At 51.3% G+C, this 19,778-nt stretch carries 18 protein-coding genes; 3 read left to right on the top strand and 15 right to left on the bottom strand.

The window, feature by feature from the left end:
* Position 1 precedes the first annotated feature (1 nt).
* Positions 2 to 901: an aldolase/citrate lyase family protein gene (locus DXA87_RS08330; RefSeq protein WP_021904969.1), complete on the bottom strand. Its 900-nt coding sequence runs from the start codon at positions 899 to 901 to the stop codon at positions 2 to 4.
* Positions 901 to 1,200 carry a citrate lyase acyl carrier protein gene (citD, locus tag DXA87_RS08325; RefSeq protein ID WP_015554593.1) on the bottom strand — a complete coding sequence of 100 codons (300 nt, stop codon included), beginning with the start codon at positions 1,198 to 1,200 and terminating at the stop codon, positions 901 to 903. Before citD ends, DXA87_RS08330 begins: the two co-directional genes overlap by 1 nt.
* Positions 1,201 to 1,551: 351 nt before the next feature.
* Here citD and DXA87_RS08320 point away from each other — a divergent pair, with 351 nt between their 5' ends.
* The 3 genes from DXA87_RS08320 to DXA87_RS08310 all read left to right on the top strand — a co-directional run bounded on the left by DXA87_RS08320 (position 1,552) and on the right by DXA87_RS08310 (position 5,111).
* Positions 1,552 to 2,466, top strand: a complete 915-nt coding sequence (locus tag DXA87_RS08320; RefSeq protein WP_117503865.1) for a LysR family transcriptional regulator — start codon at positions 1,552 to 1,554, stop codon at positions 2,464 to 2,466.
* Between the two features lie 45 nt (positions 2,467 to 2,511).
* Positions 2,512 to 3,081 (top strand): citrate lyase holo-[acyl-carrier protein] synthase, encoded by a 570-nt coding sequence (gene citX / locus DXA87_RS08315; RefSeq protein WP_117503863.1) that lies wholly within the window; start codon positions 2,512 to 2,514, stop codon positions 3,079 to 3,081.
* A 290-nt stretch (positions 3,082 to 3,371) separates the two neighbouring features.
* Positions 3,372 to 5,111 carry an NFACT RNA binding domain-containing protein gene (locus DXA87_RS08310; protein ID WP_117503861.1) on the top strand — a complete coding sequence of 580 codons (1,740 nt, stop codon included), beginning with the start codon at positions 3,372 to 3,374 and terminating at the stop codon, positions 5,109 to 5,111.
* A 93-nt stretch (positions 5,112 to 5,204) separates the two neighbouring features.
* On the opposite strand, the gene DXA87_RS08305 is transcribed toward DXA87_RS08310, so the two are convergent.
* The 13 genes from DXA87_RS08305 to cbiD all read right to left on the bottom strand — a co-directional run bounded on the left by DXA87_RS08305 (position 5,205) and on the right by cbiD (position 19,777).
* Complete coding sequence (locus DXA87_RS08305; RefSeq protein WP_242998026.1) at positions 5,205 to 5,888, bottom strand: precorrin-8X methylmutase; 684 nt, start codon at positions 5,886 to 5,888, stop codon at positions 5,205 to 5,207.
* Positions 5,888 to 7,507, bottom strand: coding sequence for a cobyric acid synthase (locus tag DXA87_RS08300; protein WP_117503859.1), 1,620 nt, complete (start codon positions 7,505 to 7,507; stop codon positions 5,888 to 5,890). Before DXA87_RS08300 ends, DXA87_RS08305 begins: the two co-directional genes overlap by 1 nt.
* Before the next feature lie 104 nt (positions 7,508 to 7,611).
* Entirely contained in the window at positions 7,612 to 8,598 is a 987-nt protein-coding gene (cbiB, locus tag DXA87_RS08295) for an adenosylcobinamide-phosphate synthase CbiB (protein ID WP_117503857.1), read from the bottom strand.
* A gap of 128 nt (positions 8,599 to 8,726) precedes the next feature.
* Entirely contained in the window at positions 8,727 to 9,017 is a 291-nt protein-coding gene (locus DXA87_RS08290; protein WP_021904962.1) for a hypothetical protein, read from the bottom strand.
* Between the two features lie 46 nt (positions 9,018 to 9,063).
* Entirely contained in the window at positions 9,064 to 9,690 is a 627-nt protein-coding gene (locus tag DXA87_RS08285) for a histidine phosphatase family protein (protein WP_117503855.1), read from the bottom strand.
* Positions 9,687 to 10,442 carry an adenosylcobinamide-GDP ribazoletransferase gene (gene cobS / locus DXA87_RS08280; RefSeq protein ID WP_117503853.1) on the bottom strand — a complete coding sequence of 252 codons (756 nt, stop codon included), beginning with the start codon at positions 10,440 to 10,442 and terminating at the stop codon, positions 9,687 to 9,689. The genes DXA87_RS08285 and cobS overlap by 4 nt, the downstream gene beginning before the upstream one ends.
* The gene (cobT, locus tag DXA87_RS08275) at positions 10,439 to 11,605 is read right to left on the bottom strand and encodes a nicotinate-nucleotide--dimethylbenzimidazole phosphoribosyltransferase (protein ID WP_117503944.1); all 1,167 of its coding nucleotides are present in this window, start codon (positions 11,603 to 11,605) and stop codon (positions 10,439 to 10,441) included. The genes cobS and cobT overlap by 4 nt, the downstream gene beginning before the upstream one ends.
* A gap of 163 nt (positions 11,606 to 11,768) precedes the next feature.
* Positions 11,769 to 13,286, bottom strand: coding sequence for a cobyrinate a,c-diamide synthase (locus tag DXA87_RS08270; protein WP_242992105.1), 1,518 nt, complete (start codon positions 13,284 to 13,286; stop codon positions 11,769 to 11,771).
* 22 nt (positions 13,287 to 13,308) lie between these two features.
* Positions 13,309 to 15,462: a precorrin-6y C5,15-methyltransferase (decarboxylating) subunit CbiE gene (gene cbiE, locus DXA87_RS08265; protein ID WP_117503851.1), complete on the bottom strand. Its 2,154-nt coding sequence runs from the start codon at positions 15,460 to 15,462 to the stop codon at positions 13,309 to 13,311.
* Positions 15,459 to 16,199 (bottom strand): precorrin-3B C(17)-methyltransferase, encoded by a 741-nt coding sequence (gene cobJ / locus DXA87_RS08260; protein WP_117503849.1) that lies wholly within the window; start codon positions 16,197 to 16,199, stop codon positions 15,459 to 15,461. The genes cbiE and cobJ overlap by 4 nt, the downstream gene beginning before the upstream one ends.
* The gene (gene cobM / locus DXA87_RS08255) at positions 16,196 to 16,966 is read right to left on the bottom strand and encodes a precorrin-4 C(11)-methyltransferase (protein ID WP_117503848.1); all 771 of its coding nucleotides are present in this window, start codon (positions 16,964 to 16,966) and stop codon (positions 16,196 to 16,198) included. The genes cobJ and cobM overlap by 4 nt, the downstream gene beginning before the upstream one ends.
* Positions 16,963 to 18,267, bottom strand: coding sequence for a hypothetical protein (locus DXA87_RS08250; protein WP_117503846.1), 1,305 nt, complete (start codon positions 18,265 to 18,267; stop codon positions 16,963 to 16,965). Before DXA87_RS08250 ends, cobM begins: the two co-directional genes overlap by 4 nt.
* Positions 18,268 to 18,364: 97 nt before the next feature.
* Entirely contained in the window at positions 18,365 to 19,777 is a 1,413-nt protein-coding gene (gene cbiD, locus DXA87_RS08245; RefSeq protein ID WP_117469663.1) for a cobalt-precorrin-5B (C(1))-methyltransferase CbiD, read from the bottom strand.
* Between the last annotated feature and the right edge of the window lies 1 nt (position 19,778).

Genomic DNA, 19,778 nt, shown 5'->3' with positions numbered 1-19,778 from the left:
CTTATAAATCCCCCTTATAAACGCCTGCTGCTTTCGCCATGGCGAGTGTTCTCTTTGCTCCGTCGTAGAATGCGATGTCGATCATCTTTCCGTCAACGGTGAAGACTCCGATTCCCTTTGCCTTCTTGTCATCGATCTCGCGGACAACCTTCTCCGCAAAGATGATCTCTTTTTCCGACGGTGTGAAGACTTTATGGACGATGGCGATCTGTCTCGGGTTTACGAGAGACTTTCCGTCGAAGCCCATCATCTTGATCATTCTTGTCTCATTCTCGAAACCTTCCATGTCGTCAAGGTTTGTGAACACTGTATCCCAGCACTGGACACCTGCCGCTCTCGCCGCCATGATCATGTGCTGTCTCGCTCCCATGAGCTCCACTCCGGTTCCTGTGATCGTTGTCTGGAGGTCCTTTGTGTAATCTCCGCCGGATAAAGCGATTCCGATAAGTCTGTCAGAAGACTGACATACCTCCAAGGCATTTAAAACACCTTTGCAGGACTCTAAGGCTGCCATTAAGAGCGTGCTTCCCTCCGGGCGTCCAAACTCTTTCTCTGCCGCAAGGACATGTTCCTCAACAGTCTTAACATCCTGTGCTGTCTCGGTCTTTGCGATACGGATCGTATCAGCACCTCCGGCAACACAGACACGGATATCCTCTTTCCAGTGCGGGGTATCAAGACCATTGATTCTTACGACTCTCTCAACACCGCGGTAATCGATCTCCTGAAGTGCATGATATAAGGAATATCTCGCTGCGTCCTTCTGGTTCTCGGCAACTGCGTCCTCAAGGTCCAACATGATGGAGTCCGGTTTATAGATATACGGATCCTTGATGAGGCCCGGTTTCTGGCAGTTTAAAAACATCATGGATCTTCTTAAGCGTTTTTTATTCGGATGCATTATTTGATGACACCTCCCCACGGAAGATTTTCGGTGATTCCGTTGGAACGGTAAACCGCACACTCAACTCTCGCCTTTAAGGTACAGTCGAGAGCTCCCTTATCGAAGATCGTGACCTTCGCGTTGTCAACACCGAGACGGTCCAGCGTCTCTAATGTGACTTTTCTGATCTGTCTGCCGTACTGATGGATCACGCTGCTCTCGATAGTGAGCTCGATCGTTCCATCGCCCGGTTCAACAGTGACCTGGGCATCACTGGATTCCAGTGTGCCGGCCATGGCTGTCTTCTTGATTTCCATTTAATCCCCTCCTGTGATCATTCACGGTCGGCAGCCATTTTTCAGGCGGCCGCATGGTCCGCTGTTGTCATTCCTATGTATATCCCGCTGCCGGACCTTCCGTTTTTCTTTTTATGCAGGATACACAAAATCACTTTTGTTTCCTGCCTTAGTTCTATAACTTTCAATGGCTTTACTATATCACTTGTATTTTTTTTAATCCAATACATATCCGTCTATGGGGAATATAGGAGAATTCTTATGGGGAGATACGTGTCTTTTTCCGTGCGTTGAATTTTTAAGGAAGATATGTTAAAATATAGGGACGCAAACGATCCCGTATCGTTCCGGTTCTGGAAAGGAGTGCCCCACATGAATGAAAAACATATGCAGTACGTACTGACCGTCTTAAAAGAAGGCAGCTTTACGAATGCGGCAAAGAAGCTCTATGTCTCCCAGCCCTCTTTGAGCCAGATCATAAAGACGGCGGAAAGCAATCTCGGCGCTCCGATCTTTAACCGTTCTACCGATCCGATCACCCTGACGCCCGCGGGACAGCTCTATGTGGAAGCAGCAAGACAGGTCACAACGATCTCCACAAATCTTGTAAAGCAGGTGGAAGAACTCAGCAATGAGGAATTCGGAAAGATCCGTCTTGGTATCTCTGTTCAGCGCGGCATGGAGCTTTTACCGGAATTATATCCGCGTTTTAAAAAACGATTCCCCCATGTGGAGATCGAGCTTCACGAGCAGGGGTCCGCGACGATGGAAAAAAGTGTTCTGGAGGGGGAGGTCGGAATCGCACTCCTGACCACGTTTCCGAAGCATGCGGATCTATATTATGACCTGATCCAGGAGGAAGAGCTCGTTCTCATCGTGAACAGAGACTGCGCACTCGCAAAACGGATCCGGCCCGGAACGCCTATCGATATTTTAGAGGCAAAGGATGAGACCTTTGTCTCCAGCCGCCCCGGACACTCCGTCCGGTCGATTCAGGACGCTCTCTTCATCACAAGAGATATGAAGCCGAAGATCGATCTTGAGACGATCAGCATTGAGATCGGAAAACATGTAGTAGCGTCGAGTCCCGTTGTTATGGCATGTCCCGACGCCTATGTGGATACCTCCAACTCCGCGGAATCCCCTTACTTTTCCTATCCGATCCTCGGTGTAGAGAATCCGCGGCACTTCTATGCCTGCTACCGGAAGGACATGTATCTGACAAAATATATGAAGGGATTTCTCGAGGTCCTGCATGCGCTCCGCAATCCGGCAAAAAACACTTAACGGACCCTGCACGGAGTCTCCGTATTTTCAGAATTTGAGGTTTATATGGAACATTTTTTATTGAGTGATACAGAAAAAGAAGAATTAAAACAGTTTATCGGTGCGGAGGCAGAACTGCCGGATATGCTGAATGCCAGAGAGCGGCGTGTCTGGGTACAGGAGAAACTTCTCGCGGAATATTCTGGAGTTCTCGTCTCCTTCACCCTGAATATTCCGGGTCCTGTGAAGGTCCTGCCCTATGTGCCGGAGACCTTTGAGCTTGCGTTGAAGGAGATCCTTCAGGCGTTATCCGCTTCCGGTATCCCGGTCTTAAAGCGCAGTCTGATCCTGGATCGAACAGGTCCGGAGGCCTTCTTATGCGTGGACGCGGATGCCCTTGATGTAAAGCGTCTGCTAGTGCCGTTGGAGGACGCGTCAAAGCTTGGACGTCTTTACGATATCGACATCATCGGACGGGATGGGAAAAAGATCTCCCGAAGCGATATCGGAAAACCGGGACGGACCTGTCTGCTCTGCGGACGCCCTGCGAGGGAGTGTTCCAGAAGCCGGACACATTCCGTGGCGGAACTGACATCCGCGATCGAGAAGATTTTTAAGGAAAACTTTGCCGGATAATGTTCCACCGGAAATCGGTTAAGGCCTTATCTCCTTCCTTGTCCGGCATTCCATATTTTGTACAAAATCGTAACTATTCAGTACCTTCATAGTTACACGCAAAAATCCATTCCAGATCAGCTTCGCTGATGGGATTTTTGCCCTCCAGCCTATGTTTTCTTACGGTCAGCGCAGCAAGTGCGCAGACCTACTGAACAGTTACACAAAATCTATATAGAGACAGCAGATTCCATCGTCACGGTTTTTGACATTTCAGACGGAGCTGTTGTCAGAAAGGAACCACCACAACAATGGCATTTGACGGAATTGTGATCGCGAATCTGGTCCGCGATCTGAACGATAAGATCGTCTCCGGCAGGATCTCAAAGATCGCCCAGCCGGAAAAGGACGAATTACTTTTTACGATAAAAGGAAACCGGGAGAACGTGCGGCTGCTCGTCTCAGCCAACGCCAGTCTCCCGCTTCTCTATTTTACGGCAAACAATAAACCGAGCCCGATGACGGCCCCGAACTTCTGTATGCTCTTAAGAAAGCATATCGCAAATGGCAGGATTATCTCTGTCACCCAGCCAGGGCTGGAGCGGATCGTCCGGATCGAGGTGGAGCATCTGGATGAGATGGGCGACCTCAGAAGAAAGTTCATCGTGATCGAGCTCATGGGAAAACACAGCAATATCATCTTCTGCGATGAGAATAACGTGATCTTAGACAGCATCAAACATATCTCGGCTCAGGTAAGCTCTGTCCGGGAAGTCCTCCCGGGAAGAGATTATTTTATTCCCCACTCCGGTGAGAAGAAGAATCCGCTTACGATCACGGAAACGGAATTTAAAGAGCTTCTGCACAGCACACCGCAGAATCTTTCCAAAGCGCTCTACATGGATCTTACCGGCTTAAGTCCCGTGGTTGCCGCTGAGATCTGCCATCTGGCATCCTTAGACGGGGATATCTCCGCAAAAGAATTTTCCGACGCGGAACTCACACACCTCTTCCACGCGTTCAACTGGATCATGGACGATATCCGTGAGGGCAATTTCACCCCGAATATTATCTACGAGGGAGAAAAACCCATCGAATTTGCCGCTGTCCCGCTGACGATGATGGAAGGCGGAAATTACAGGACTGTGAAGTTTGATTCCATCAGTGAGCTCCTCGAGCGGTACTACGCGGAAAAGAATACGGTATCACGGATCCACCAGAAGTCCACGGATCTTAGAAAGATCATCTCCAATGCACTGGAGCGCAGTGTGAGAAAGCTGGATCTTCAGACAAAGCAGCTCAAAGATACCGAAAAACGGGAAAAATACCGGATCTACGGAGAACTATTGAATACCTACGGATATGGTCTCTCCGGCGGTGAAAAAAGTTTCAAATGTTTAAATTATTACGACAATACAGAAATTACGATCCCTCTGGATCCGACGATGACAGCCCAGGAGAACGCAAAGCGGTATTTCGATAAGTACAATAAACAAAAACGGACCTACGAGGCCGTCACGGAACAGCTCGCGCAGACAAAGGCGGAGATCGACCATCTGGAATCCATCAGTACCTCCATGGATATCGCAAGGCTGGAAGAGGATCTGGTACAGATCAAGGAAGAGCTTACGGAATACGGCTATATCAAACGCCATTATACCGGAGGAAAAAAGGTAAAGATCACAAGCCGCCCGTTCCACTACCTTTCCAGCGACGGATTCCATATCTATGTCGGAAAAAACAACTACCAGAATGAAGAACTCGACTTCAAGTTTGCCAACGGCGGCGACTGGTGGTTTCACGCGAAGGGAATCCCCGGCTCCCATGTGATCGTAAAGACCGAGGGAAAGGAGCTGCCTGACCGCGTCTTTGAGGAAGCCGGAGCGCTGGCTGCCTATTACTCCAAGGGACGGGGGAACGAGAAGGTGGAAGTCGATTATATCCAGAGAAAGAATCTGAAAAAAGTTCCCGGCGCTGCTCCCGGTTTCGTTGTGTATCACACGAACTACTCCCTGATGGCTGTACCGGGGATCACGGTGCAGGAAGTATAATTTTATCGTACAAATAGAAAATGCCCCAGAGCAGCACCGAATGTGCAAAGCTCTGAGGCATTTTTCTATATCCGTATTCCATCGTATATTCTTTTATCTTCCACCAGCTTCATATAATAACGCATTGCAGATCGCCGCCGCGATATTACTGCCGCCTTTCCGTCCTCTTGCGACGATGGCCGGAACATCTGTCCTTAAGATCAACTCTTTTGCTTCCACCACATTTACAAATCCCACCGGGACTCCGATAATGAGCGCCGGGCGGATCTTTTTCTCTTCGATCAGCTCATAAAGGCGCATCAGGGCTGTCGGTGCGTTGCCCACCGCGTAGATGCATTCCGGATAAAGTCTTGCGGCCTTTTCCGCGCTGACCGCAGATCTTGTCATGCCGCTCTCCTTCGCCGCCTCTTTTACATCCTCATCTCCGATAAAACAGTGCACCTCGATCCCAAATTTTCCTGCCGCCGTTTTATTGATCCCGGATGCAGCCATCGTGGTGTCCGTGATGATCGGAAGTCCGCGTCGGATCGCTTCCTTTGCCTTTTCGATAGCTCCGTTGGTGATCGTCAGAGTGTCCCTGTAGGAAAAATCCGCCGTCGTGTGGATCACCCGGCAGAGAACCGGGAGTGCATCAGCCGGATACCGGGAAACAAATTCCTCGCCCAGCTCTCCTTTTATGATCTCAAAACTCTTTTTTTCGATCTCCATCGGGCGGGTTGTCAGGAAATCGATCCCCGTCCGCTTTTTTAATTCTTCGGTCCAGTCAAGTCCACTCATTATCTCACATCCTTTCGTTCCAGGATCCGGTAGATCATATCCATATCCAGATTTTCCCGGATAATCTTAGCCATCTTGTCATACTGCTCTTCTTTATACTTTGCCATCGAGAATGTTTCCCCGTTTTCATATGTCTCCGGACGAACACCTTTTCTCTCTGCGAGGAAATCGCGGATCTCATGCTGCATCTCTTCTGTGTCGAATACTCCGTGGACATAGGTTCCGAATACGTTTCCGCTGATACAGCCGTCTTCTTTCCCACCGTCCGGAGCTCCATTCGGATTCGAATCCGTTTTATATCCTGAACGCGCATCGGAATCCATCGCCATCGCTGCGATATTTTCCCCATTTTCGTACTGGATCCACGAAAACGGCTGTCCGCCGTCCCGGATCGTCTCTCCCATATGAATCTCATATCCGTTGATCTTTACCGGTACTCCATCGTTTGAAAACCCGGCAGCCGTTCCATTCACTCTCGTCCTCGTCTTCTTCTCCGCAAAGATCGTGCGGATCGGCAGGAGCTCCATGCCGCGCATCGTTCCGCCTTCTTCCACACCATGCGGATCGGAAAGACTCGTTCCCAGCATCTGGAACCCGCCGCAGACGCCGATGACCGGGATCCCTTTTCCCGCCATCCGCGTGATTACAGCTTCCAGCCCGTTCTGGCGGAGCCACTTGAGATCTCCCATGGTGTTCTTTGTCCCAGGGAGGATGATGAGATCCGATCCGGTCAGTTCCTCCGGACGGCTCACATAAGAAAGCGCGATCCCCGGCAGTCGCTCCAGTGCATTAAAGTCCGTGAAATTCGAGATCCTCGGAAGCCGGATCACGGAGATCTTCGCAAAAGCCGCATGGCCGGAGCGGTCAAGAAGAGGTCCGGTTCCATGTTTTTCTGTCAGGCGCTCCGAGAGGCTGTCCTCATCGTCCACGTCCACATCCATGTACGGGATCACACCCGCAAACGGGATCCGGATCCGCTCATAGAGCATGGAAAGACCCGGTTTTAAGATCTCTTTATCCCCGCGGAACTTATTGATCACGAAGGCGCGGATCCGCTTTTGCTCCGCTTCTGTGAGCAGGGCCGCTGTCCCGTAGAGCTGGGCGAAAACACCACCCCGGTCGATATCTCCTGCAAGAAGGACCGGTGCGTCGAGCATCTCTGCCAGTCCCATGTTCACGATATCATTTTCCCGGAGATTGATCTCAGCAGGACTTCCGGCCCCTTCCACGACGATCACGTCGTACCTGCATGCCAGAGTGTTGTAAGCGTCCATGATGTCCGGGATCAGGCTCTTTTTCATCTTAAAATATTCCGCCGCCGGATAATTTCCCCTGACTTCTCCGTTTACGATGAGCTGGGAGCCCATGTTGGAGGTGGGCTTTAGGAGGATCGGATTCATCGCCGCCTCCGGTTCGATTCCAGCCGCCTCCGCCTGCATGACCTGAGCACGGCCCATCTCAAGACCGTCCTTTGTGATGTAGGAATTTAATGCCATATTCTGGGATTTGAACGGGGCGGTCCTGAGCCCATCCTGTTTAAAGATCCGGCAGAGCCCCGCCGCGAGAAAGCTTTTCCCAGCATTCGACATCGTTCCCTGGATCATGATTACTTTTGCCAATTTGATTCCTCCGTAGTGCTGCAGCCGTTTTAACACAATTTATAATCGCATATACTCTGCATTACGACTGCTGCCATATCCTGTTTTTATGCCCTAAACCATCTTTACAATAAATTGAGAACCGTTTCCACCACCGCACAGAGTCCCATAAGGATCCATGATGTCCGGTAAAGAAGCTTATTCGCCCGCGGAATATCCTCGATCTCTACCGGCCGCAGATCATCCCCAATGTATTTCTTCTTCACAAGTTTTCCGAAATACCAGGCATCTCCCGCAAGGCGGATCCTGAGTGATCCGGCGCAGACCGATTCCGTCTGGGCGGAATTTGGGCTCGCGTGGTTGAAACGGTCCCTTAAAAAGATCTCCTTCGCATGGGAACCGTCAAATTCATGATCTTTTGATGGCAGATAGGAGGCGAAAATCATGACCCAGGCGCAGAGTCTCGCAGGTATGAAGTTCAGGAGATCGTCAAGCTTTGCCGCCGCCCTTCCAAGATAAAGATACTTGTCGTTCTTGTATCCCACCATGGAATCCATGGTGTTAACTGCCTTATATATCCAGCCGAGGACCGGGCCGCCGAGAGTCATATAAAAAAGCGGGGCTGCGACACCGTCCGAAGTATTTTCCGCTACAGTTTCCACCGCCGCTTTCGTGACTCCCGTCATGTCGAGACGTTCCGTATCACGGCCCACGATCATGGAGACCGCGTACCGGGCTGCCGGTAGATCATCTTTTTTCAATTCCCGGTAGACCTTCATGCTCTCATCTTTTAAGGATCTCACCGCAAATAGCTGATAGCAGAGGATCACCGAGACCAGAAATTTAAGCCCTGGGGAGATCCGCCCACAGGCATAAAGAATGCCGCCGGATACGACCGCCGTCGTTCCCGTCACAAAAAGGACAAGGACGACGCCGCCCGCAAGCAGCGCCCGTTCCCCGTCTCCGAAGATCTTCCGTATTCCTTTTTCCAGAAAACTGATATATGTCCCGATCAGCCGCACTGGGTGATACAGCCAGTGCGGATCGCCGAGGACCTGATCCAGCAGAAAACCAAGTACGATCACCGCCAGAAGTTCCATTCTGTCTATCATGTAAATTCTTCCTTATCTGCCGTAATTTTCCTGTTTTCAGATGCATAAACGAAACTATGTTTCCATACGCATGTGAGCCTGTCGTCCTTTTCCCCGCGGACAAAAAATTCAGGAATCCTTTACGGACTCTATTTCAAATATTTTCCGTTATTCTTATATGCCATGATGATAATAACCACCGTCAGTACAAGAAATGCCGCCAGCCATAAAACTGCCGGAAATACGCTGCATCGGTACATGACAAAGAATGCCAGATCCAGCCCCCAGAGCATCTTTGTGACGCCCTCTGTGTGGCACCATTTTGCCCGTTCTTCGTCCTCCACAAGGATCTTTGAGCTGATCGGCGTGTAGATGCCGCTTACAACCAGCGCTCCGTAGATCAGAAATCCGATGCTGCATACAGATAATAAAAGTATCATGTTTTTGTTCTCCCTTCATCTTTTCCTTTACACGTTTCGTTATCGATCATTTAGCTTTAATGATCCGCGCGTTGCGGATCTGTCCATCTGACGCATCCATTTTTCCCAAAACGCCTTCCCCGTTCCCAACCTGCCAGTCATAGTAACTTTTCTTTTCCTCCGAAAACGCCTCCATGACTGCCATGATCGTTCCTCCATGAACGACAAAAACGAGTGTCCGGTCAGCCCCCTGTTCAGTCTGAGAAGAAATTTCCTTCCATACTTCCTGAAATGCCTCCACTGTCCGGGCTTTAAATGCCTCCGTGGTCTCCCCGCCGGGAAATCCCTCTCTCCCCAGCGTGTCGATAAAATGCTGATACTCCGCATCCCCGGAAAGTTCCAGATAATTCTTATACTCAAAGGTTCCAAAATCACACTCGGAGAGTCCGGCTTTCTGGATTCTCGGAACATGTTCATATAGCTTCTCCGGGAACAGAATTTCTGCCGTCTCAAGACACCGCTTCATCGGGCTTGTGATGATCGCTGCCATGTTTCCTGAAATCTCCCGAAGCTTCAGTGCTTCTTCCTTCAGATCCGACACTGCCTGTTCCGTCAGTCCCTCATCAGTCCGGCCCACATACCGTTTTTCCAGATTCCCGGCCGTTGCCCCATGCCGGATCATGAAAAGTTTCATCCGATCACCGCCTTCCCGATCACGGTCGCAAGGAGGATCCCAAGCTCACAGATCTGCAGGAAAAATCCCGCCAGATCTCCCGTGACCCCACCGAACTCCTTCACTGCCATATGCCGGTAGTAGAAAAAGATCAGGATCGATGCTGATAGAATGATTCCCCCAATTCTGCCGCCCAGAAAAAGTTCCAGAACTGCTGCCGCAAGGAACAGGATGACCATCCAGACCGCCACCGTCTTCTTTTTCGCGTCCTTCATAAAATCTGCCAGCATCCCATGTTTTCTCGCCTCCGGGAATGTCACCGTGGAGAGTCCGCTTAAGGATCTTGAGATCACAAAACCGATCGAAACAAGCATCGCCGTCTCCCGGTCAAGCTCCAGACATGCCGCCGCATAAAGGATCAGATACAGCGCGCCGAAGATCACCGCGAACGCTCCCGTGTGGGTGTCCTTCAAGATCGCGAGTTTCTTCTCCCTGTCTCCGTAGGATGCCCTTGCATCACACGTGTCCATAAAACCATCCATGTGGATTCCGCCTGTGATAAAGATCGGAACTGCGAGAAGGATTCCCGCTGCCAGAAAGCTTCCCGGAAGAAGCCATGAGAGCAGCAGGAACATCCCGTAAAATACTGCCCCGATCACCATGCCGATGGCCGGGAAGAAACACATAGCGTACTTCATGTCCTCCTCTTTCCACTCGAACATCGGCATCGGTATTCTGGAATACATGGAAAAAGCGATAATTGCCGCCCTCATGGCTGCTCTCCTTTCTCCTGATAGTCCACGTACTGTTCCACAGAGATATCAGAAAATGTGCTCATCTCCTCATATACCTTTGCCCCCATCCTGAGAAGCGGGATCATGGCAACCGCCCCGCTTCCCTCGCCGAGATGCATTCCCATGTGAAGAGGTGCCGGAAGATCCAGCATCTGAAGGATCGCCGCCCCGGCAGGTTCTGTGGAGATATGGGACGCGAGCATATAGTCCTTCGCCTCTTTCCTGATGAGAACCGCCAGAAGGCCAGAGACGGTGGAGAGGAATCCATCCATCAAAACCGGGATCTTTGCCGCCGCTCCGCCGAGGAATAGCCCCGTCATTCCAGCGAGATCGAAACCGCCAAGCTCTGCAAGCACCGTCACAGCGGACAGCTCTCCGCTCTCATATTGTTCTTTTGTTCCATTCCGGTATTCCGGATATTTCTCATAGAAACGGGAAACTGCCATCTCCACTGCCTTTTTTTTCTTCTCAAGTCCCGCGTCAGAGAGTCCGGCGCCCCGGCCGGTCGCCTCTTCAGGTGAGAGCCCCGTGAGCACTGCGCTCATGGCGGCAGCAGGAGTCGTATTTCCGATTCCCATCTCCCCGGCGGCAAGAATTTCGTATCCCATCTCTTTCAACCGGAATGCGAGATCTATGCCGGAAAGAAGTGCCTGAAGACACCCGGTTCTGCTCATCGCCGGTTCCCTCGCGATATTTCCGGATCCTCTTGCCACTTTCCGGTCCAAAATCCGGTGCATGTCAGGCTCTTTCTGCCCGGTCGGCTCACAATCCATTCCCATATCCACCGGATAGAGGTCAGTTCCAGAGATCCGGCACATCTTGGAGGTGGATGTCTCGCCTTTCGTGAAGTTTTCCGCAACGATCCTCGTCACATCTTTACCTGTCTGGGAAACCCCTTCCGCAACGACACCATGATCCGCGCACATGACTGCCAGTGCGGACCGGTCCAGTTTCATTCCCGATGCGTTCCCGCGGATCCCCGCGATCTTTATAATATCCTCCTCCAGAATTCCGAGACTTCCGATGGGTTTTGCCACAGAATTCCAACGCTTTTTCGCAAGCTCCATGGCAGTTCGATCTGCCGGTTCAATCTTATTCAGATATGCTTTCCAGGTCTTTTCTACTGAAGTTTTTTCTGTCATATTTATTTTCATTCTGCTGTCATATTTCATTTCACTATTCATCTTTTTGATTATGTCATATCAGTAAGAATCTTTTTCTACTGCAATTTTTGTCAATGCAAAAAATTTGCTAAAATTCAAATTTATCGAACCTTCAAAGTGCTATACTTTTCTGGATTTGTAACTATTCAGTACCTTCATAGTTACGTGCAAAAATCCATTCCAGACCAGCTTCGCTGATGGGATTTTTCTTTTTCCACGTTTCTGCACATTTAATAAAGTTCTCAGCAATTTTCACATTACTGTAAAAATACAAGTGCGGAAAGCCTGCATAAAAGCTCTCCGTCGTATATCCGCAGTCCCAGCCCCGTGTTCCCACCGGCTTTTTTGCTGCGAAATCCGTCCCGTTCTCCTCCGAATCCCAGTGGTGGAATTCATGGGCGCGGAATTCAGTTCCCGCAGGTCCTAACAGTCCCTCTTTCTTTGAGGTAACAGTAATATACCCAAATCTACCAAGCTTCCCCGTGTCACGGCTGCTGCCCGGCAGCACACCTGCCATTGGCCATTCCACGCCGTCCGGATCCACGATCGAATCCTTCAGGTACAGATATCCGCCACACTCCGCGATACACGGCATCTCTTCCATCACCGCCTGACGGATCGCATTCCGCATACTGATATTTTCTGAAAGTGCTTTCGCGTGAAGCTCCGGATAACCGCCGCCAAGATAGACTGCGCAGGTTTCCACCGGAAGGTTTCTGTCGTGGATCGGGGAAAAATACTGTATTTCCGCTCCAAGTTTTCTCAGAATATCCAGATTATCCTCGTAATAAAAGCAAAAAGCTTCATCTTTGGCGACTGCAACTACTGTTTTCTTAATACCTGTCCCGCAATCCACATTACAAAACTGCCTTACAGCTTCTGGCAATTTCACTTCTATCTCTGCCGCTCTCCCAGCCTCCTCAATAATCCCATCCAGATTGATTTCCACTCGAACCTTTTCTTTGATCAGATCCAGCCGTTCCCGGATCCCTGGAATCTCTTCCGGCATCACAAGCCCCAGATGGCGGGACTCCAGCGTCATATCCTTTAATTCCGGCACATACCCGAATACCCGGATTCCAAGCTCCCGCTCTGCCCGCTCTTTTAATCTCGGATACAACATCGGTGACAGCCGGTTAAAGACTACCCCTGTCACATGGCTCTTCTCCTTGTAATCAAGAAATCCCTTGATCGACGCTAAAGCAGAAAGACTCCGCCCCATCATATCCACCAGAAGGATCACCGGCGTATCCGTGAGATCCGCCACCTCCCAGGCACTGGACCGCTCCGAGACACCGCCAAGTCCATCGTAAAAGCCCATGACGCCCTCCAGTACAGCGATTCGGCTTTCCGGGAATTTCTCCATTTCGAGGACTTCCCTGCCGAGCAGATATCTCAGCGTATCCCCGTCCGCAAAAAAGCTGTCCAGATTTCTCGACGGGATCTCCAGCACCGTCCGGTGAAACATCGGATCGATATAATCCGGCCCGCACTTAAACGCGCGAACCTCCTGAATTTTCTCTTTCAAAAGAGAAAGCAGCGCACAGGTAAACAACGTCTTCCCCCCACCGCTCTTCTCCGCGGCAATCATGATCCGGGGAAAGCGGACGGAAACTGCCTGAGAATCCTGAACCAAACACTTCATCCGCTCCTTATCCATATTTCCAGCTCCTTCATAATCATTAAATTCCGCTGATGCAGGTTTTTCCCTCAAACGTCACGATCCATACCGGATTCTGCCCCATCATCAGATGGCTGGAACCGACTTTTTTGGACCTTGCGGCAGTAAGCGTCACAAGATCCGGTTCTGTCACCGGGAGAGTCTTTGCGGCTTCAAGGACTGCTGCCAGAGACTCAGGAGTGATGAGGTTTACAACAAATCGTGTTTTAGGATTTTTCTTAAGGCATAATGCGATAACCTCTTCCATCTGTCCTCCGCTTCCGCCAATGAAGACATGGGTTGGCGCCGGAAGATCTTCTAACGCTTCCGGCGCTGTTCCCGCTATGATCTCCAGATTTGTGAGGGCGAATTTTTTCCGGTTTTCATAGAGAAGCTCCACGGCCTCCGAATTCTTCTCGATAGCATAGACTTTCACCGAATCGGAAAGGCCTGCGCACTCCACAGAGACGGATCCTGTTCCGGCTCCGACATCGTAGAGAACGGAATTTTCCGTGAGTTCCAGCTTTGCCACGGACACGGTGCGGACTTCCATCTTCGTCATCGGAACCTTCCCGCGGGTGAACGCCTCATCGGAAATACCGTGGGATAAAGGTCTTCGGGGCCCGGTCCATTCCGCATAGAGGACGGCCAGTGAAGGGGCTTTCCTGCCCTTTATTTCCTCTGGAGTGGAGGTGAAGATCTGTTCGTCTTCAAGTGTCAGGTTTTCCCCGGCAAAGAGCTTTGTCTCCTGCATCCCAAGATCGATGAGCTGTCCGCAGATCGTTTCATAGAAATCCGAGCCGCCGCCAAGGATAAAGGCACTGCCGGAGCGCTTTAATTCCAAAGCGAAGTTTGCCGCCTGCCCGTGCATGCTGAAGAGTTTCGCGTGATCCCAGGGACGCCGGATCTTCGCGAAAAAATATCCAACGGAAGAGATCCCCGGAATTACTTCCACGGTATAGTTTCCGCGGCGTTCCAGCACTGCACCGAGTTTTTCCGCTGCGCTGTAAAATCCGGTATCACCGGACATGGCTCCACAGATCACCTGTACCTCCGGGTGGGCATCCAGATAGTCCGCAATTTTTTCCGGCTGGTATGCCTCAAATACAGGTTTGTGGAAACTTTCCAGCTGTCTCACACAGCGGCTTGCGCCGACGATCAGATCACATTTGTCGAGGCGTTTTTTTGCCTCACCGGTTAGATAGGATTCGCTTCCGGGTCCTGTGCCGATAAGGAATACCTGGCGTTTCCCGGAATTTTTAACTGACCTTCCCAGAGCAAAATGCTCCTCCAGATAAGCAATTCCTTCTTCTAACGAGATTCCTTCTTCCACCGGTCTTCCGATCACGACAAGACCGACACCTGCTTTTTTCGCCGCACTGACCTTTTCCTCGAATCCGCCCGCCTTCCCGGACTCCTTCGTCACCATCCACTTCGCATGGACCGCTTTCATCATTGCAACATTTAAGTCTTCCGCAAAGGGCCCCTGCATTGCGATCAGATGGCTGCCGTAAAAGCCCATATCGGCACAGGTCTTTACCACCTCCGGCATGGAAAGGACTCTCGCGTAGACTCTCGTCTCCCAGTCCGGGAGAGCTAAAAATGCGGAGAGCTCCTTACTTCCCGTCGTGACGAATACCGGACCTTCCGTGGTCTTTAAAAAGTCCACTGCCGCCTGAATATTCTCCACCGTGATGATCCGGCAGTCTGAACCGTCTGAAATGCCTTCCGTTTCTGTCCAAGCACTTTCTCCGGGCATTTCCATATCTGTTTTTGTGTTCTTTTTTTTCTGGTTGTCATCTTCAAAAGTACGGGGTCCGTTTTCAGAAGTGAAAACATTTGTTCTCTCACCGTTTTTATCCCGCAGGATCCTTAAAAGCGGGGTCCCTGTCTTTTCTGCCGCCTCCCTGATATTTGCCGTGACCACCACCGCAAAAGGATGGGTTGCATCAAGGATCAAGTCATACTTCTTTTCCTGAAACAGTTTCTCCATCTGGATCTCATCGACACGCCCGTCATGGACCTGAAGATTCTCAGCCTTCGGGATCTCCTCTTTTCCATATTCCGTCGCAACAAACACATCAGCCGCTACCTGACTTCCGGCAAGGCGGGATGCCAGAACCCGTCCTTCCGTTGTCCCCGCAAAAACCGCAATTTTCCCTTCCGCTATCTTCATATCCGGTATCCTCTCGGTGTGACCATCCAGTTCTGCCCGCCAAGGACGGACTTTTCGGTCCGGCTGTTTCCAATAAACACGGTGGTGAACATGTCCGCCTCGTAATCTTTCAATTCCGCTAACGTCATGACCTTCTTCGTCTCCCCGTCTCTTCCGATGTTCTTTACAATGCCGCAGACGGTATTCGAGCTCTTGTACCGTAAAAAGATCTCACACGCACGCTTTAAATAGTCCGCCCGCTTCCTGCTGGACGGATTATAGAGGCAGATGGAAAAATCAGTCTTCGCCGCCGCGTCCAGGCGATTCTCAATGGTCTCCCAGGGTGTTAAAAGATCACTTAAGCTGATCACCGCAAAATCATGCATCAGCGGTGCCCCGAGGACAGCGCCGCCGGAGAGAGCCGCCGTGATCCCCGGGATCACCTCGATCTCCACCTCCGGGTGCTTCTCCCCGAGTTCCAGGATCGGTCCCGCCATTCCGTAGATTCCTGCGTCCCCGCTGCAGATCATCACGACAGATCTTCCTTTTTCCGCCTCCGCAAAAGCCATCTCGCAGCGCTCGATCTCCCGTTTCATGGGGGTCGTCAGAAATTCCTTATCTGGAAAGTACGGCTTCGCGAGATCCACATAGACCGTGTATCCCACGATCACATCGCAGGTGTTAAGCGCCTTTACGGCACGGAGCGTCATGGATTCATATTCTCCAGGTCCCATGCCGACCACTGTCAGCTTCTTCATATGTCCGTCCCCTTTCTGAATTCCGTGGAGAAGTCCGGCGCATAGAGTCTTGACTCCTCGTAGCCGTTTGCCTCTCTCGTGCCGAATACATCACCGATAAAGATCATTGCCGTCTTCTTAATTCCGTTCTCCTCTGCGGACTTCGCCAGCGTAGAGACGGTGCAGCGGACGATCTTCTCCTCCGGCCATGTCGCCTTGTAGATGATCACCGCCGGAGTGTCCGACTCATATCCTGCTTCCGCAAGTTCCTTTTCCATCTGTGACAACAGTCCCGTGCTTAAGAACACCGCCATGGTCGCATGGTGAGCCGCCAGGGAACGGAAACTCTCCCGCTCCGGGACTCCGGTCCGCCCCGCCATTCTCGTGATGATCACGGACTGGGACACGCCAGGCAGCGTGAGTTCCGCATGGAGACTCGATGCAGCGCCGCAGAAGGAGCTGACCCCCGGGCATACATCGTAAGCAATCTTTTTCTCATCCAGCCGGTCCATCTGCTCCCGGATCGCGCCGTAGATCGCCGGATCACCGGTATGAAGCCGCACCGTCATTTTTCCCTCACGCTCCGCTTTCTCCATGGCACGGATCACCTCGTCAAGAGTCATGTAGGCACTGTTTAAGATCTCACACCCCGGCTTCGTCTCCTTTAAAAGCTCCGGATTCGCAAGGGATCCCGCATAGATCACCACGTCCGCCTCCCGAAGGAATTTCTGTCCCCGGACCGTGATCAAGTCCGGCGCTCCGCTTCCGGCTCCCACAAAATGTATCATGATGGTTTTCCTCCTGTTTTTCGAATCTTCATGACCGTCCATGCATGGTCTCTCATGTCATACTCCCGCTTGCAGTACGGGCAGTGACGGATCTTCATCGCGTCAAAGCTTGCCCCGCAGCTTTCACAGGAGACCTGATGGATCGAGTATCCCGGGTCCTGCGGGATCTGGATATTCTTTCCGACGATCATCCGGATCCTGTCGTTTTTCTCCTTCATCGAACTTCCCCTGTCATATGTATCGCAGAAGTACAGATCGATATCCGCATACACATACGGGCCTTCCTGCCAGCAGTTCCCCACCGACATAGCTCCCCTGTATACAATGTCCGTGATGTTCTGGAAACTTTCCCCATCCCAGGGACCGCGGATAATAGAAAGGTCCTCTCCCGGCTCGGAAAAGATAATATTTTTTGCCAGAGCAATGACCTGGTTTGCAAAGTTTTCATAGCCAAAATCCGGCTCGTAATTCTTCATGAACCGGATCAGCCTGTTTTTGCTGCCAGAAGTGGCAAACAGAAGTCCAAGGCTCTGCATCGCCCGCCAGAAAATATACCCAAGTGTTTTTAAGGCAAACAGCATATATCCGCCGAAGGCTCCGATTACTGGATACCCGATCAGCGGGCAGATCATGGAATATAGTGTCAGAGGATCACCGGTCTTTGCCCTCTCCCATGCCAGGTATGCCAGCATGAACACCGTGAAGATGACTGCCCCTCCGCCGCACCAGGGAGTTAATGTTCTTTTGATCTCTTCCTTGGAATAGCTGAGGTCTTCAATGGAATAAAAATTCGCGACCTTCGGATACAGATCCTGCATCAGAAATCTTGTGTGGCAGTATGGGCAGCCTTCAAACAGCGCCTTGATCTGGCTCACCGCTCCGCAGGACGGGCAGGTACATGGCTCCGTTCCGTCTACCGTCGCCTCATTCGCGAAGGTGATCGTCTGGTATAAGATCTCTTTCTTCCGGAATTTTCCGATGATCCGTCCACCCCTGGAATATGTCGTATTTCTCTGCGCCGTGCGGAATTCTGTCACATTCGTATATTTCTTTCCGACCTTCGGCGGGATCGCGCCGGCTGAGGCCAGAAGACCCCGGAGTTCTATGGATGAATCTCTGTGAAGTCCGCGTTTTTCCAACCGCTTCCGCTGCTGGCCCAGAAAATACTTTGTATCCTGATTCCCGGTATCCGGGATCGGTCCGCCGGAAAGCCACTCGTTGTATTGTTTCAGGAAGCGGTTATACATCATGGATGCCTTTGTGTCATGGACGCTCCCGTAATTTTTCTGCCTGTTTTCCATAGTGTTTCCTTTAATTTCGATGAATGATCAGAGACCGTAACTTTCATGCGTTGTTCCAAAACTTATTGTTTCAGTTCTTTCAGCGCTAAGTGGAAGCTTATTGATCCAGCTCTTTCAACGCTGACCGCAGAATCGCATCCGCGCCTTCCGTCTCTCCCAGATACTCCCCCTTTGTCCCGAAGACGATCATTCCCGTCCTCACCTCGTCCCTGGATCGATGGGTAAGGTGCCAATCGGCACGCTTTAAGAATACGTTTATCGTGTCCTCTATGATTCCCGCCTGTTTTAAGTGATCCATCGCCTCATCCGTCGTGTTGGATCTCTGGATCTTTCTAAGGAGTTCCAGGTCCTCGGTTCCGGCAGATAACGCGCAGGACAGCATCGTGTCCATGCGACCATCCGCCTCCCTGGAGTGGGTGTTCATGATCCCGTTTCCGATCTTCACGAGTTTTCCCATGTGACCGGCGATCAGGATACCGGAAAAGCCCAGTTCCGCGGCAAGGTCAATGGTCTTGCCGACGAAGTTGCTCATGGTGACGAGGGAATTCATAAATCCTTCCAGAAGTGATGGTTCTGTTCCCGTTGATAATTCTCCATAAGCCATCTGTTCTGCCTCAACAGCAGCATCCGTGTCCGCCGCGTTACTCCCTTGATGAGCATCGGTACAGAATTTACCATGTTCTACGAGATACCTCTCTAAAAATCCCGCGCCCATATTTCCAGGCACTGCGATCACCCATTTTCTGCCCTCTGCCTTTAAGACATTTAGATGGGTGCGGATCGTCTCGACAAGCGCTTCCTCGCTCATGGGCTCCACAATCCCGCTGGTCCCGAGAACGGAGATCCCGCCCTCGATTCCCAGGACCGGGTTGAAGGTCTTCTTCGCGGCTTCTACGCCTGCAGGAACCGATATTGTGATCGATACCAGGCGAAGCTCTCCGGCTTCCTCCAAAAGCTCGTAGACAGCGTCCCGGATCATCTTACGCGGCACAGAATTGATCGCTGCAGCGCCTACTGGCTGATCCAGACCGGATTTTGTGATGCGACCGATGCCGATGCCGCCGTCGATTCTGACAAGCGACTCAGGAAGTGCCTCTTTCTGATGAGCGGCATTCGCTTTTTTCTGCTGTTTCTGGTTTTCTGGACTCAGACCAGGTTTTTCTCCTGCAGCTCCGAACCCGGAACTTTCCAGATGTGACATCTGAACCTTTTCATAAAAGTTTTTATCTTTCACAAACTCCGCCCGCGCATACACCAGGATCCCGTTCGTCACATCATAATCGTCCCCTGCGTCCTTCCTGACCGCGCACTCCGCCCAACTATCCCCGGAAGTTTTCTCTTCCAGCGATACGCACACCGGAATCCCCTTCGGGGTCATGATCTCCTCCGTCTCCTTCCAGGATCCTGTGAGCAGAAATCGCACCGCCCCCTGAGCCGCCAGAGCCGCGCAGGTTCCTGTGGTGTATCCGCATCTTAACTTTTTATGGTCTTTGTATACAAAGGTATCCATG

Origin of the sequence: Desulfotomaculum sp. OF05-3, from assembly GCF_003435535.1 — a bacterium.
Classification (GTDB): domain Bacteria; phylum Bacillota; class Clostridia; order Lachnospirales; family Lachnospiraceae; genus Pilosibacter; species Pilosibacter fragilis.
The sequence above is the reverse complement of the archived record's forward strand: the minus strand, read 5'-3'. Positions and strand labels throughout refer to the sequence as shown.

What these genes read in the sequence shown, in the direction of transcription:
- cobJ (WP_117503849.1), bottom strand. Translation starts at nt 16,199, where the DNA reads ATGAAGAAGCTGACAGTGGTCGGCATGGGACCTGGAGAATATGAATCC.
- cbiB (WP_117503857.1), bottom strand. Translation starts at nt 8,598, where the DNA reads ATGATAGACAGAATGGAACTTCTGGCGGTGATCGTACTTGGTTTTCTG.
- DXA87_RS08320 (WP_117503865.1), top strand. Translation starts at nt 1,552, where the DNA reads ATGAATGAAAAACATATGCAGTACGTACTGACCGTCTTAAAAGAAGGC.
- DXA87_RS08330 (WP_021904969.1), bottom strand. Translation starts at nt 901, where the DNA reads ATGCATCCGAATAAAAAACGCTTAAGAAGATCCATGATGTTTTTAAAC.
- cobS (WP_117503853.1), bottom strand. Translation starts at nt 10,442, where the DNA reads ATGAGGGCGGCAATTATCGCTTTTTCCATGTATTCCAGAATACCGATG.
- cbiD (WP_117469663.1), bottom strand. Translation starts at nt 19,777, where the DNA reads ATGGATACCTTTGTATACAAAGACCATAAAAAGTTAAGATGCGGATAC.
- DXA87_RS08250 (WP_117503846.1), bottom strand. Translation starts at nt 18,267, where the DNA reads ATGGAAAACAGGCAGAAAAATTACGGGAGCGTCCATGACACAAAGGCA.
- DXA87_RS08305 (WP_242998026.1), bottom strand. Translation starts at nt 5,888, where the DNA reads ATGAGTGGACTTGACTGGACCGAAGAATTAAAAAAGCGGACGGGGATC.
- cobM (WP_117503848.1), bottom strand. Translation starts at nt 16,966, where the DNA reads ATGATACATTTTGTGGGAGCCGGAAGCGGAGCGCCGGACTTGATCACG.
- DXA87_RS08270 (WP_242992105.1), bottom strand. Translation starts at nt 13,286, where the DNA reads ATGGATAAGGAGCGGATGAAGTGTTTGGTTCAGGATTCTCAGGCAGTT.
- cbiE (WP_117503851.1), bottom strand. Translation starts at nt 15,462, where the DNA reads ATGAAGATAGCGGAAGGGAAAATTGCGGTTTTTGCGGGGACAACGGAA.
- DXA87_RS08290 (WP_021904962.1), bottom strand. Translation starts at nt 9,017, where the DNA reads ATGATACTTTTATTATCTGTATGCAGCATCGGATTTCTGATCTACGGA.
- DXA87_RS08310 (WP_117503861.1), top strand. Translation starts at nt 3,372, where the DNA reads ATGGCATTTGACGGAATTGTGATCGCGAATCTGGTCCGCGATCTGAAC.
- DXA87_RS08285 (WP_117503855.1), bottom strand. Translation starts at nt 9,690, where the DNA reads ATGAAACTTTTCATGATCCGGCATGGGGCAACGGCCGGGAATCTGGAA.
- citX (WP_117503863.1), top strand. Translation starts at nt 2,512, where the DNA reads ATGGAACATTTTTTATTGAGTGATACAGAAAAAGAAGAATTAAAACAG.
- cobT (WP_117503944.1), bottom strand. Translation starts at nt 11,605, where the DNA reads ATGACAGAAAAAACTTCAGTAGAAAAGACCTGGAAAGCATATCTGAAT.
- citD (WP_015554593.1), bottom strand. Translation starts at nt 1,200, where the DNA reads ATGGAAATCAAGAAGACAGCCATGGCCGGCACACTGGAATCCAGTGAT.